Below are 13,713 nucleotides of genomic sequence, written 5' to 3'. Positions count from 1 at the left end.
TATCGCTATCCCCAGAAATAACGAGCGTTTGAAACAACCAAGGTTGTACAGGTGCAAGGGAACTCAATCATGAAAACTCAAACTCAAGTAGTGCTTTGGAAGGCAAGTACCGCGCTGGCCCTGATCATGGCGATGAGCCTCGGTGGCTGCAGCAGCGGCGGTGGCGGACATCACAGCAGCGTGGCTGCTTCTTCTCCTGACGCGGGCGCAGGTGGTGGAACGGGTGGCGGCACAGACGGTGGGACTGGTGGCGGTACTGGCGGCGGTACCGATGGCGGTACTGGCGGTGGCACCGGCGGCGGTACCGATGGCGGTACTGGCGGTGGCACTGGTGGTGGAACCGGTGGCGGCACTGGCGGTGGAACCGGTGGTGGAACTGGCGGTGGCACTGGTGGTGGAACTGGTGGTGGAACTGGCGGCGGAACCGGTGGCGGTACAGGAGGCGGAACCGGCGGTGGTACAGGTGGCGGCACTGGCGGTGGCACCGGCTCGACAACCACGCCTCTGGTCACCGGTCAGATTGCCGGGACACTGGGCACCACGGTTGGCAACGTGGGCGCTGCCGTGGGTGATCTGGGCTCGACCCTGAATGACGTGCCCATTGTCGGTGTCACCGCTGGCGGCCTCGTCACGGCGACCGGCAACGCGGTCACCAGCATCGGCAGCGGCGTTACCAACGGCCTTGGCTCGCTGGGCACCAACAGCAACTCCCTGGGCATCACTGTCGCCGGTGTGGGCGATGGCGTGGCCGACCTGGGCACCGGCCTGTCGAACACCGGCAAGTCCCTGGGCACTACATTGGGCGGCATTCCGGTGGTAGGCGGCTTGACCGGCGGCGTCGGCGGTGCAGCCGGTGGCCTGGTGGATAACGTCGGCCAAGCCGTGACCATGCTCGGCGATACCCTCAGCACGGCCAGCACCACCGGCCCGCTGGGTTCGCTGACCAACACTGTCGGCGGCAAAGTGCTGGTGCCGGTTGTCTCCCTCGTAGAGAACACCACCGGCAACCTCGGCAAGGCAACCGGCCTGGGTAACCCGGTCAACGGCCTGCTGAGTCAAGTGGGCTCCACCGTCAAAGGCCTGGGTGGTCAAGTCGCCAGTGCCGGCGGCACCGGCAACCCTGTGACGACTATCGTCGGCGGCGCATTGGCCGGTGTGGGTGGCACACTCGACAAGTCTGGCGGTTATGTAGCACCCGCCGGTGGCGCTTCGGCTCCTGGCCTGCCTGAACTGGTCGGAGGCCTGGTCGCCAACGTGGGTAACGGCCTGAATGTCGGCAACACCAACGGCACCATCAGTGCAGCGGGTGTAACCGGTGGCACGCTGGGCAATACCGTCGCCTCCCTCGGCACCATCATCGGCGGCACTGGCGTGGCCAACACGGCCGCCACTGCTCCGGTAGCCGGCCTGGCAACCAACGTCGGCGCAGCCCTCAACCCTGTGACATCCGGTGTCGCCAGCCTGACCCAAAACATCGGTACTACCACGGGGCTTGGCGCTCCGGTCAACGGCCTGGTGGCTCAAGTCGGCGGTGCAGTAGGCAGCCTGGGTACCAACCTGACTGCAGCAAACGCCAACCCGATCACTAACGCCCTGGGCACCACCGTGACAGCCGTTGGCGGCACCGTGGCGTCGGTGGGTGGCCTGGTCACCGGCGGCACCAGCAGCAGCGGCGGCGGCTTGCTGGGTGGTCTGACTGTAGGTGCCGGTGCCTCGGCAGGCGGTACCGCAACCACTGGCACAAGCGGCGGTCTGGGAGGTTTGTTGAATGGCCTGACCGGCAAAAAATAGAATTGCACCTGGCCGATTAGACGGCCTCCCCTACAGCGCCTACGCTTGGTTGAGACGAGAGACCCTTATAAGTCTCTCGTCTTTTTTATGGGCTGGCGTTTATCACAAAGGCTTGGCCCTCCCGAACCGCGTCCCAGAACCCGGCGGGCCCAAAACGCTGCTGCAATTTGACCATGGAGTGTCCTATGCGCGTGTTGACGCCGTTGTTATTGCTCACCCTCAGCGCTTATGCACAGGCCGAGACCCTTCCCAGCTTCCTTAACAGCAACGACACCATCCGCACCCTGCCGGTGCCCAACTTGCCGGCCGACGCCTACCGCCCTGTCACACCCCGGACCCAGGTTCCGGAAGCCTCGCCCACTCAAGGCCAACCCTTGTTGATGGACACCAAGGTCACCATCCGCAAGCTGCAGATCGACGGTGGCACGATTTACCCGCTGGACGAGACAGCCAAGGCCTTTGCGCCGCTGATTGGCCACGAGACCAACCTCGCGCAACTGATCGAAGCCACACGCGGCATCACCCGCCGCTACCAGGACGACGGCTACCTGTTGTCCTACGCGTTCCTGCCGCAACAGACCTTCGAAAACGGCCTGGTGCGCGTGGTCCTGGTGGAGGGTTACATCAAGGATTATCAACAAACCGGCGACATCGGCTCGGTCTCGGCCTACGTCGACAAACTGGCGAGCAAACTCGTGGGCGAACGCCCACTCACGCGCAAGACGTTCGAACGCTATACCACCCTGATGGGCCGCATTCCGGGCGTAACCCTGCAAGCGCAAGTGCCGCCGCCAGGCACCACCGATGGCGCCACGCACATGATCATCCAGGCCAGCCGCAAACCGTTCACCACCAGCATGAGCCTGGTCGATCAAAACCGTGGCGGCACCCAAGCGTTGCTGACGGCCACGAGCAACTCCCAGACCTCCGTGGGCGAGCAGCTCAACATCAGCGGCCTGTTCCCGCCCGGCGACGACAAAGAGCACTACTACCGCGTGGGCTACAGCCAGTTCATCAATGCTGAAGGCACTCAGCTTGCGCTGGGGGCGGAGCGCTATCGGGCCGATCCCAGAAGCAACATCCAGCTCGACGGAGGTTTTGAACTCAAGCCGCACCAGTCGATTGACCGCTACACCATTGGCCTGAGCCATCCGGTGATTGCTTCGCCAAACGAATCCTTGACCCTGGGCACACGCTTGTACGCGGTGGACCAGACCACGCGCTATCAACTGGTCGGCTTCCAGCCACGATTCGACATCGAAACCAACTTGCGCGCGTTGGCGTTTGAGGGCGACTGGCGCAAGTCCGACACCCGACAATTGCGCATCCTCAGCGCCGGTCTGTACCAAGGCATCAATGGCCTGGGGGCCAGCACCCACAGCGACCTCGGCACCGCAGAACCTGATCTGGATTTCTTCCGCCTGCGCCTCTCCGGCGTGCAGAGCGACAAGTTTTTCGATAACTGGCAAGGCGTGCTGTCGGGTGCGTTCTACTGGAGCGACAACACCCTGCCCGACAGCGAGCGCGCCACCTTCGGCGGGCAGAACTTCGGCCGTGGCTACCCGGATGACCAAGGCTCGGGCGACAAGGGCTGGGGGTTGGCGTATGAGGTCAACTACAGCTTCAACCGCGCCGGTGACTGGGTGAAGGTCCTGCAACCCTACGTGGTGCTTGACCGCGCCAAGACCTGGTTCAACGAACTGCCGGTCAAAGGCAACGACATGTCATCCGCCGCCGTGGGCCTGCGTTTTGGCGACAACAAGTACTACAACATTGCGCTGGAAGCGGCCAAGCCGATGTCGGACATCGCCCTGGACAGCTTCAACCGGCGGCCGCGTTATACGCTGAGTTTCAGCTATCAACTGTGACCGAATGTGGGAGCGGGCGCTTAAACTGCAGGAGATAAAGCTGTTGTGGCGAGCGGGCTTGCCCCGCGTTGGAGTGCGCAGCGCTCCCGCTTTTTTTGGGGCTGCTGCGCAACCCAACGCGGGGCAAGCCCGCTCGCCACAGCAAGCTCGCTCGTCACAGTAAGCCAGCTCTCAGGTTACAAAGGGGTTTTACGCAGGGGAAACAGGCTGTTGAGCGTATCGATCAACCGCACCAGGTAGATGGGCTTGCGAAACAGATCCAGCACCTGAAGGCGCAACATATCGCTGACGTCATCCATCTCGGCGTGACCCGACATGACGATCACAGGCAGGTGCTGGCGGGAGGTGTGTTCGCGCAGGCGTTTGATCAGGGAGATGCCACTCTCCTCCGGCATGCGCAGGTCGGTGATGATCAGCGCAATGTCGGGGTGAAGTGTCAATTCTTGCAGTGCATAGGTCACCGACGTGGCGGTAAAACAAGTGAATCCCTCGTTTTCGAGGGATTCAGCCAATTCAACCAGCGCATCCTCCTCGTCGTCCACCAATAAGATTTGTTGGCGGGGTGACAAAGGGTGGCTCATGGGCAATACCTGATAATGGGTGATCCCAGACTATAAAGGGTTTCGTTCGCACTTACACAGCGGCCGGCAGACCATCTTTAATTTGCTGGAAGATGGATTTGATTTTCACGCCGATATCGGTACTGAATCCAATGATCACCAACGCAACCATAGCGACAATAATCGCGTATTCAATGGCCGATGCACCGTCTCTGCGACGGAGAAACAGTTGGGTTTGAATGTAGAACTTCAAAATCAGTTCAAGGACCATAACATTTCTCCTTAATGCGCCTGAGAGCGCCGGTACAACTGGCTTGCACGATGATTGCCGTGTGCCATTAGAGCATTGTCAACAAACCTCGCCCTCACAACTGTAAGAACGCATTAACCCTAAAGTATTAATCACATCGTTACTCCTCCAAACCCGCAATCTGGAAGGAACTTTCCAGTGTTCAGATAAATTTTCTGCGCGGTAATGGCATTTTGTCCTAGCTGAGCTACCTTCAAATAGCCAAATCGTTAGATGTTCATTACAGCCAAGTTGCGAATTAGCTCGTTTGGATTAACGGACAGATACGCTGCGACGGGAAAGGGAGAGCCGTTATGAACAGTCGCATCAGCATGGCCCTGGCGGGCGTGCTGCTTGTTGGAGCACTGATCGTCGGTTACTGGGGCCTGGTGTTGAGCCGTCCGCCGGTGCCTGACGAAACTCCCGCCCCCGCACCTGTCGTTTCCGTTGAAAAAACCGTCGCCGTCGTTGAAGACCAGACACGCCAACCCGTTGTGGTTCTGGTGCACGACGTGCCGCCCTTCGTTGCACTCACCGCCGCCGACCTGGCGCTCGAAAAACTGCGTACGGTACCGGCCGGCAGCCTGACCCAACTGGATCAGGCGATCGGCCGTATGCCCTTGCGCAGCCTCGGTGCAGGCACTTGGCTCAATGACGCAAGCTTCACGGCCGGCGGCCCGTTGGCGCGGATGATTCGTCCGAGTGAACGGGCACTGGCGGTTGCCGTGGATGAGGTGATCGGCGCAGGCGGTCAACTGAGCCCCGGTGATTATGTCGACGTGCTGTTGTTTCTGCGCCAGGACACGATCAACACCGAGCAATCGGCGCAGGTGGTCATCCCGGCCATTCGCCTGCTCAGCGTCGGCGATCAGCTCGGCCTGGCCAACGACGGCAACCCCGCCGTGCCGCCGCCCGCCACGCCCGAAGAACGTGCTCAAGCCGCCCAACGTCGCACTGCAGCCCGCAGCGTGGTGCTGGCCGTGCCGGAGCCGCTGCTGAGCCGCCTGATGCTCGCCTCTCAAGCCGGCACCCTCAGGCTGGCGGTGCGCAGCGCTGACGAGCAACTGCTCAGCCGTTACTGGGCCGGTGAAAGCGACGCGCCGGACAAGTTGCAAAGCGCCAACCGTGACCTCTATCAATTCAACCAACTGGCCCTCACCGGCCCGCCGAAAAAAGTCGTCCCCAGGGTTGCTGACAGCGGCCAGCGCAGAGGCGTCGAAGTGATTCGCGGCGCGGCAGCGACCCAACAAACTCCCTGATTGAACAAGAACAAGGATGCCTTGAATGAGTCAGCGCTACGCTCAACTAGCCTGGGCCCTGATACTGTCAAGCCTGCCTCTGGGCGCAGCTCAGGCAGCGGCGGGCAACTGCAGCGCCTTGGGCCAATTGCCCGCCGTGGTCGAAGTGGGTGAGGGGCTGCAACAGGAACTGCAATCGCCCGTCGCGATTACCCGCCTGGCCATTGGCGACCCGAAAATTGCCGATGTTCGCGTCAATGGCGACCGTAACTTCCTGCTCACGGGCGTGAGCAGCGGCGCCACCAGCCTGATGGTGTGGACGGGCTGCTCGACCACGCCGCGCCAGAGCATGGTGTTCGTCAAAGGCAAAGCAACCTCTGCACTCACCAGCCAATCACTGTCACCGTCCGAAGACCCGTCGCTGCCCAGCCAGGTGCAGACCGATATCCGTTTTGTCGAAGTCAGCCGCACCAAGCTCAAGGAAGCCAGCACCAAACTGCTGGGCATGGGCAAAAACTTTTTCGTCGGCAGCCCCAACCTTCTCTCCCCCTCTGAAGGCGTGTTCAAACTCCCCATCAGCTCCGACTTCTACAACATCGGGTTCGGCGGTGGGCGGGTCACGGCGCTGATCAACGCCATGGAAAGCAGCGGCTTTGCCTACACCCTGGCACGCCCGAGCCTGGTGGCCATGAGCGGCCAGAGCGCAACCTTTCTCGCCGGCGGTGAAGTGCCGATCCCGGTGCCCAGCTCCGGCAGCGACACCATCACCATTGAGTACAAGGAGTTCGGCATTCGCCTGACACTGACGCCAACGGTGATTGATCACAACCGCATTTCCCTGAAGGTCGCGCCGGAAGTCAGCGAGCTGGATTACGTCAACGCGATACAGATCCAGGGCATCCAGGTACCGGCGCTGACCGTGCGTCGCACCGACACCAGTGTGTCGCTGGCCGATGGCGAAAGCTTTGTGATCAGCGGCCTGATCAGCAGCACCAACCGCTCCACTATCAGCAAATTGCCAGGCCTGGGGGACATCCCGATCATTGGTGCTTTCTTCCGCGACTCCAATATCAACAGTGAAGAAAAAGAGCTGTTGATGATCGTCACTCCGCACCTGGTGCGCCCGCTTGCCGCCAACGCCCAATTACCTTCCTTGCCCGGCGAGAGTTTGCGCACCTATGACCCGAACTGGTTCCGCCTGTTCTTCCTCGAAAACGGTAATTTCGACCGTCGCAGCGGGCTTTCCCAATGAGCGATAGCCTGAGCCAGACGTTTCTGGCAATTACCCGTAACAACACCGACCTGGAATGGCTGCAGGGCGCATTGGCGCCGCTCGGCCAAGTGGTGAGCGCCGGCGCAGGCAGCCTGGACGAGCTGCTCGCGCTGGTGGACGTGACCTTCGCCAACCTGGTGTTTGTCGGCCTCGACCGTGAACACGTGGTGGCCCAAAGCGCACTGATCGAGGGTGCGCTGGAAGCCAAGCCGATGCTGGCCGTCGTGGCGCTGGGTGATGGCATGGACAACCAATTGGTGCTGAACGCGATGCGCGCAGGCGCACGGGATTTTGTCGCCTATGGCTCGCGTTCCAGCGAAGTGGCCGGCCTGGTGCGGCGCCTCAGCAAACGCTTGCCGCCTTCGACACCCAATGCCCACCTCGGCGGCCTGACGGTGCTCTATGGCACCCAAGGCAACGCCGACGGTGCGTTGGTCGCCAGCCACCTGGCCATGGTGGTGCAAAAGAGCGGGCAGCAGACCTTGCTGCTGGACCTGGGCCTGCCCCGGGGTGACAGCCTGGCGTTGCTGGGGCTGGAAAGCGCGTTCAATTTCGGCGATGCGCTGCGGCATCTGCGACGCCTCGACACCACCTTGATCAACAGTGCATTTGCCAGCGCAGAGGACGGCTTGCGCATCCTGGCCTATGCCTCCAGCGATGAGCCGCTGGAGCAAACCAGCGCGGCCGAGCTGTACATGCTGCTCAGTGCCTTGCGCCAACACTTCCAGCACATCGTCGTCAACCTCACCGGGCAGTCCGACAGCGAGGCCTTGCGCACGTTTGTGAGCCACTGCGACAAGTTGCTGTGGTGCACCGACCAGAGTGTGCTGGACTGCCGCCGCAACCTGGCGGTGTTGAACCTGTGGCGCGAAAAAGGCATGAAACTGGACCACGCCAAACTGCTGGTAGACCGCTACCTCAAAGGCTGTGCGCCCGACACCGAGACCCTTGAAAAAAGTTACGGCCTGGAATGCATCGCGGTACTGCCGTTAAGCGCCGATGTGCGCCTGAACGCAAAAAACCAGGGCCAGACACTCTTTACCCTGGCCCCGCGCGAGCCCTTGACCCAGGCCTTGCGTACCCTCGGCGAGCGCCTGGCCAAACGCTCGGAGGGCATGTCCAAACCGTCGGGGAGTTGGTTCGAGCGCTTGCTGGGGACGGGTAAATGAACGGCGAAAAACTCTTCGGTGCACCCGCGCGCGGCGCTGTCGGGCATAGCGATCACGACGGCCTGAAGCTGGTGCTGCATCGCTACATCATCGATGCCATTGAAGAGTCCGGGCAAAACCTGCTGGAGGGCTCGCGCCAGTCCCTGGCGCAATTTGTCATCGACAAAGTCTCCGAATACATCACCCGCATGCACCTGGCGATTTCGCGCTACGAGATGGAGCGCCTCGCGGAGGAAATCGTCGATGAACTGACCGGCTTCGGCCCGCTGGAGGTGCTGCTGCGCGACCCGTCGGTGACCGAAATTCTGGTCAACGGGCCGCACCGGGTGTTTATCGAGCGCGATGGCCTGCTGCACCAGAGCGACCTGCGTTTTATCGATGCACACCATGTGGAACGCGTGATGCAGCGCATCCTGGCGCCGCTGGGCCGACGCCTGGATGAATCGTCGCCCATGGTGGATGCGCGCTTGCCCGACGGCAGCCGGGTCAATGCGATCATTCCGCCAATCGCCCTGGATGGGCCCTGCCTGTCGATTCGAAAGTTCCGCAAAGACATGCTCAAAAGCACCGATCTGGTGGCCATGCAGACCATCGACCAAAGCATTTTCGAGTTCTTCCAGGAGGCGGTGGGTAAACGCTGCAATATCCTGATCAGTGGCGGTACCGGCACCGGCAAGACCACGTTGCTGAATATTCTCAGCCAACTGATCAACCCCCACGAACGCCTGGTGACCATCGAAGATGTGGCCGAACTGCAGCTGGGCCACCCGCACGTGGTCCGCCTGGAAACACGCCCGCCCAACGCCGAAGGCCATGGCGAGGTCAAGGCCAGTGACCTGATTCGCAACGCGCTGCGGATGCGCCCCGACCGCATCATCCTTGGCGAAATCCGTGGTGTGGAAGTGCTCGACGTGATGACGGCGATGAACACCGGCCACGACGGCTCCATGAGCACCGTGCACGCCAACAACGCCCAGGATGCGCTGCTGCGCCTGGAAACCCTGGTGGGCCTGACAGGCCGTGTGGTGGCGGAAAAGACCCTGCGACAGATGATCTGCGCCGCCCTGGATGTAGTGGTGCAACTGACGCGCTTGCCTGACGGTCGCCGCTGCGTGAGTGAGGTGGTGGAAGTCGTGGGCGTGCGCGACGACGTCTACGTGATCAACACCCTGTTTCGTTTTGACCGACGTACCGGCTTCGGTTTCCTGCGCGAGGCGATCAACCCGGCTGGCGACAAGCTGCGACGCGAGTCGGCGCTGCCGCTGTAGAAACTGTCGCTGTAGAAAGGAGACACGCCTGATGACCGGAATGATCCTGCTGCTCATCTGCATCATCCTGATCGGCTTGTCGCTTCGGCTGTTTCAAAACGGCTTGCGCCAGGCCGGCACCGACCGCGTGCTGGAACGCCTCGCCGACGGCCAACCGGTGCCGCAAGAACCCAACAGCAGCTGGACAGCCATTGAGCGCATGTTCCAGCGCGCAGGCCTGGGCAAACCCACCGACCGCCTCGGCCTATGGCTGGCCGGCTGGGTGTTGGGCGTCATGCTGGGATATGTGCTGGCGCAGTGGCTGGGCTTGCTGGCGATGCTCGTGCTGCCGCCACTGGTGTTGCGCCTGTATATCGCGTGGCGTTACCAACGGCGCGTCCAGCGCATGATTGAGCAGCTGCCGCAAATGCTCGACCACAGCGTACGCAGCTTGAAGTCGGGGCGCACCTTGGCAGACGCAGTACTGGGCGGCATCGAGAATATTGAAGACCCGCTCAAAGAGGCAATGGGCCGTATCCAGCGCAACGTCCAGATGGGCGTGAGCCTGCCGGACTCGGCCAATGATTTTGCCGAATTTTACGAGCGCGATGAATTCCGCCTGTTCGCCCTTGGTTTGAAGGTCAACCACCGCTATGGCGGCAATGCCAGCGAGCTGCTGGAAAACCTGATGAAGATGATTCGCGAGCGCGAACAAGGCGCCCGTCAGCTCAAGGCCATGACCGGTGAAACGCGCATGACTGCTTACGTGCTGGCCGGTTTGCCAATCGCCATGGTCGCGTACTTTCTGACGGTCAACCCGGGCTACCTGATGACCATGTGGAACGACGACTCAGGCCGCTACATGCTGCTCGGCGCTCTGGCGATCGACATGACGGGCACCTTCATCATGTGGCGCATGTTGCGGAGTATTTGAGATGGCCTTCCTGATCAGCGTCCTGCTGTTGCTCGCCGCCGTCGCCGTCATCGCGGGCCACTCGCTGGAGCAACGCCGCCGCCGGCGCATGGTTACCCAACGCCTGCAAGGCCAACTGACCCGCGAAGACAAACTCGGCAGCCTGATGCGCCAACTGGGCGCGAGCCCCTTGGCACAGCGTTCGGTCAGCCTCGACAACGAAACCCAAACCCTGCTCAACCGCGTCGGCTGGCGCAAGGCGAGCCAGCGTTCGATGTTTGCCGCCTGCCAGATCGGCGTGCCCATCGTGCTGCTGGGCTTGACCCTGCTCGGCCAGCAACTGCTGTTCCCCAAAGTCGGGTCACCGTGGATCGCGCCATTGATTGCCGTGGGCATCGGCTACCTGTTACCCAAACGCATCCTGGCCGCCGCCGCACAACATCGGCAAAAACGCATCTCGCAAGAGATTTCAACGTTCATCCCGTTGCTGCGCATTCTGTTTGAATCGGGCATGGCGGTTGAACAATCGCTGCGCGTGTTGAGCATCGAAGCACAGCGCCTGCTCCCCGACCTGACCCACGAGCTGCGCATCATTCTGACGCGCGTTGACTCCGGCCTTGAGCTGTCGGAGGAGCTGGGCAAGACCTCACGGTTGCTGGCCGTGGATGAATTCACCGACACCTGCATCATCCTTCAGCAATTGATCCAACAAGGCGGTGGTGCGATGAAATCGCTGCTGGCGCTCAAGCAATTGCTCGACGACCGGCGCCTCACGCGCTTGCAGGAATACATTTCGAAAATGTCGGCAAAGATGTCCGTGGTGATGATGGTGTTCCTGTTTCCTGCCCTGTTGATTGTTCTCGGGGGCCCGGCCTTTATCGCCATTTCCCGAGCCCTGAATACCTTTTGAGGAGCGCTTGATGAAAATACTGATTGTCGCAGTCAGCCTGCTGATACTCGGCGGTTGTGCCGCCAACGGCCAGTCGCCTTGGGCGGGGCTGATGTCTCCCGGCAGTTGCCCCAAACCGGGCTCGGACCAGGAACTGGCATTGAACCTGGCGGATGACATGGCCAATGAAGGCAAGCTGCACGCCAGCCTCGCCAACTTGCAAAGCCTGCCCGACGCACTGCCCCAAGTGCGCCAGCGCAAAGCCCGCGCCTACCGTTTGCTGGGCCGCAACGAGGCAGAGCCGCTGTATCGCAGCCTGCTCGGCACGTGCCTGGCCGCCGACGGTGAACATGGCCTGGGGCAACTGGCCTCGGCCAAGGGCGACAACGGCCAGGCCATGGAGCACTTGCAACGCGCTGCGCGGCTGGCGCCCACCGACGAAAAAATCCGCAATGATTTGGGCGTGGTTTACCTCGACCAGTTGCGCCTTGAAGACGCGCGCTTTGAGTTTTTGACGGCCATTGAGCTGAAGCAGAGTGACCCACTGGCCGCCGTCAATCTGGTCACTCTGCTGATCTACCAGGGCAACTGGGGGCAGGCGGCGCAACTGGTCAGTCAGCTCGGCCTGAGCCCGGCACAAGTCAACGAAGCCCAGTCGCGGGCAGGAAAACTCAAGGCCTCACGCCCTGCAACCGCGCGCCCATCCAAAGATCAAGTGGCGACCGTCGGCGACGTGCTGCCGGCCACGGCGAAATAAGGAGTTGATGATGAAACTGCACTTCCTCGCTGGCCTGATGGTGCTGGCACTGCCTTTCGCGGCGCAGGCAATCGAGCCCGGGCCATCGTCCCCGCAGCAGGCCGAGACCGAACACTGGATGGCGCTGCAACTCAGCGGGAGCGTGGCGTCCGCCAACCCCCAGGCAACCACCCCGGCAGAACGCGAGCAGGCATTGAAGCGCTGGCTGGACAGCAACAAACACCCGATTCCGGAGTTTTTCGACCAGAAAGTGGGGGGCAGTGCGCAGAGTGGGAGCAAGTAAGCGAGCGCCGCATAAAAGAGGAGGAAACGCGCAAGCGCCCTCCTCTTTTTGATGCTGTCAGTGTGCCGTCACACGCTGGCGCATGGCCGAATTGCTCGGCGACAATGCCAGTGCAAGCTGAGTGCGGTTATGCATGTGGGTCAGACGCAACACCTGAGAGACATACAACTTGACGGTGTTTTCGGTAATCCCCAACTCACAGGCAATCTGGTAATTGGTCTGGCCTTTGCCCACCAGCCGCGCCACGTCCAATTGGCGCGGAGACAGCTGGTGAAAGATTGTCGGAATTTCCACGGGCGCGACGTCTTCGGCAGACAGTTCACCGTCGGCCTCGACCATCCCGGAGCCAGGGCTGCGGCGCGCCTTGTCGAGGTCCTGATACAAGTCATTGATGGATTCGGAGAGGTACTGCAGCTTCTGGTTCAGCGTGCCCAGCTGCAACTCTTTCTGCCGTTCCTCCAGCGCCGTCTCCTGGCGTTGCAGGCCTTCGAGCAGCTCCGCAAGGTTGATCGGCTTCTGGTAGTAATCCGAAATTCCGGCACGCAGGGCCTTGATCACATCCTGTTTATCGGCGCGACCGGTGAGCATGATCGCCTCGAACGCCCGACGCTTGCCGGCGATGCGCTGCAACGCCTGAACCAGTTCGATACCGTCCATGTCCGGCATGTGCAGGTCGCACAGTACCAGACCGATCTGCGCGTCATCGCTGAAACGCTGTACTGCCTCCTGGCTGGACTGACACGGGACACAACGGTACCCGCTGCTTTCGAGAAATTCGCAGAGCTCTTCCACGATCAATGGTTGATCATCGACTACGAGCACTTTTACTGCTGACGTAAGCTTGTTCACGCGCTACTCCATGCATGGCAGCCAGATAACGACCTATCCTTTTTGACGAAGATTCCTACATATCCACTCAATAAACGTAGCTCTACTTTCCGACTATGTACATAGCAGTAGGTGGAACGTTCGACTAATGGATCCAAAACCAGCTGGCGACAAAACCTGTCAATACGAACGGTGCAAAAGGCAGTTTCGTTGACGCCTCGCCAGACAGGTTCTCCACACGCGCGCTAAGCCTTTGACGCACAAGGCCCCACACCGCAAACCCCAGTCCAGCGCCCACCAAAGAGCCCAGTAAATAGTCGGTATTGGAGGCCAGACCCAACGCGGCCAGCAATTTCACATCGCCAGCGCCAAAGCGGCCTAGCGCGTAACCCGGCAGTGTCAGCAACAGCGCCAACGCAAAGGCCAGACCGCCATATCTGGCCGGCGAGCCGAGCCAGGTGACGCCGGTCCACAGCAGGTAAATCAACGCCCCCAGCGCCACGCCGATCGTCAGCCCGTTGGAAATCTGCCGCTGCCGACAGTCCTGCACCGCACAGAGCCCCAGCCAGAGCATCATCACTACGCCTTGCATCACGGAAAAACGTCCC

The 13,713-nt window shown here is 61.3% G+C and carries 14 protein-coding genes; 10 read left to right on the top strand and 4 right to left on the bottom strand.

What is annotated here, in order from left to right; translation table 11 throughout:
- Positions 1-69 precede the first annotated feature (69 nt).
- Entirely contained in the window at positions 70-1,791 is a 1,722-nt protein-coding gene (locus BFW87_RS14800; protein WP_254865888.1) for a collagen-like triple helix repeat-containing protein, read from the top strand.
- 185 nt (positions 1,792-1,976) lie between these two features.
- A complete protein-coding gene (locus tag BFW87_RS14795) occupies positions 1,977-3,659 on the top strand; it encodes a ShlB/FhaC/HecB family hemolysin secretion/activation protein (RefSeq protein WP_078740520.1) in 1,683 nt (560 codons plus the stop codon).
- 176 nt (positions 3,660-3,835) lie between these two features.
- On the opposite strand, the gene BFW87_RS14790 is transcribed toward BFW87_RS14795, so the two are convergent.
- Together BFW87_RS14790 and BFW87_RS14785 are read right to left on the bottom strand one after the other, a co-directional pair.
- Positions 3,836-4,240 (bottom strand): response regulator, encoded by a 405-nt coding sequence (locus BFW87_RS14790; RefSeq protein WP_078740519.1) that lies wholly within the window; start codon positions 4,238-4,240, stop codon positions 3,836-3,838.
- Between the two features lie 52 nt (positions 4,241-4,292).
- The gene (locus BFW87_RS14785; protein WP_078740518.1) at positions 4,293-4,490 is read right to left on the bottom strand and encodes a Flp family type IVb pilin; all 198 of its coding nucleotides are present in this window, start codon (positions 4,488-4,490) and stop codon (positions 4,293-4,295) included.
- Between the two features lie 332 nt (positions 4,491-4,822).
- On the opposite strand from BFW87_RS14785, the gene cpaB reads away from it, so the two are divergent.
- The 8 genes from cpaB to BFW87_RS14745 are packed head-to-tail and all read left to right on the top strand — an operon-like array spanning position 4,823 to position 12,277.
- Complete coding sequence (gene cpaB / locus BFW87_RS14780) at positions 4,823-5,767, top strand: Flp pilus assembly protein CpaB (RefSeq protein ID WP_078740517.1); 945 nt, start codon at positions 4,823-4,825, stop codon at positions 5,765-5,767.
- Positions 5,768-5,792: 25 nt separating this feature from the next.
- Positions 5,793-6,998 (top strand): type II and III secretion system protein family protein, encoded by a 1,206-nt coding sequence (locus BFW87_RS14775; protein ID WP_078740516.1) that lies wholly within the window; start codon positions 5,793-5,795, stop codon positions 6,996-6,998.
- Positions 6,995-8,188, top strand: coding sequence for an AAA family ATPase (locus tag BFW87_RS14770; protein ID WP_078740515.1), 1,194 nt, complete (start codon positions 6,995-6,997; stop codon positions 8,186-8,188). The genes BFW87_RS14775 and BFW87_RS14770 overlap by 4 nt, the downstream gene beginning before the upstream one ends.
- Complete coding sequence (locus tag BFW87_RS14765) at positions 8,185-9,456, top strand: CpaF family protein (protein ID WP_078740514.1); 1,272 nt, start codon at positions 8,185-8,187, stop codon at positions 9,454-9,456. Before BFW87_RS14770 ends, BFW87_RS14765 begins: the two co-directional genes overlap by 4 nt.
- A 31-nt stretch (positions 9,457-9,487) precedes the next feature.
- Positions 9,488-10,369, top strand: coding sequence for a type II secretion system F family protein (locus tag BFW87_RS14760; protein WP_078740513.1), 882 nt, complete (start codon positions 9,488-9,490; stop codon positions 10,367-10,369).
- Between the two features lies 1 nt (position 10,370).
- Complete coding sequence (locus BFW87_RS14755) at positions 10,371-11,258, top strand: type II secretion system F family protein (RefSeq protein WP_078740512.1); 888 nt, start codon at positions 10,371-10,373, stop codon at positions 11,256-11,258.
- Between the two features lie 10 nt (positions 11,259-11,268).
- Positions 11,269-11,994, top strand: a complete 726-nt coding sequence (locus BFW87_RS14750) for a tetratricopeptide repeat protein (protein ID WP_078740511.1) — start codon at positions 11,269-11,271, stop codon at positions 11,992-11,994.
- A gap of 10 nt (positions 11,995-12,004) precedes the next feature.
- Positions 12,005-12,277, top strand: a complete 273-nt coding sequence (locus BFW87_RS14745; protein ID WP_078740510.1) for a DUF3613 domain-containing protein — start codon at positions 12,005-12,007, stop codon at positions 12,275-12,277.
- Between the two features lie 57 nt (positions 12,278-12,334).
- On the opposite strand, the gene BFW87_RS14740 is transcribed toward BFW87_RS14745, so the two are convergent.
- Together BFW87_RS14740 and BFW87_RS14735 are read right to left on the bottom strand one after the other, a co-directional pair.
- Entirely contained in the window at positions 12,335-13,126 is a 792-nt protein-coding gene (locus BFW87_RS14740; RefSeq protein ID WP_078740509.1) for a response regulator transcription factor, read from the bottom strand.
- A 124-nt stretch (positions 13,127-13,250) separates the two neighbouring features.
- Complete coding sequence (locus BFW87_RS14735) at positions 13,251-13,682, bottom strand: prepilin peptidase (protein ID WP_439848379.1); 432 nt, start codon at positions 13,680-13,682, stop codon at positions 13,251-13,253.
- Positions 13,683-13,713 lie beyond the last annotated feature (31 nt).

The sequence above is a fragment of the Pseudomonas fluorescens genome, from assembly GCF_002022275.1.
Taxonomy (GTDB): Bacteria; Pseudomonadota; Gammaproteobacteria; order Pseudomonadales; family Pseudomonadaceae; genus Aquipseudomonas; species Aquipseudomonas fluorescens_AJ.
The sequence above is the reverse complement of the archived record's forward strand: the minus strand, read 5'-3'. Positions and strand labels throughout refer to the sequence as shown.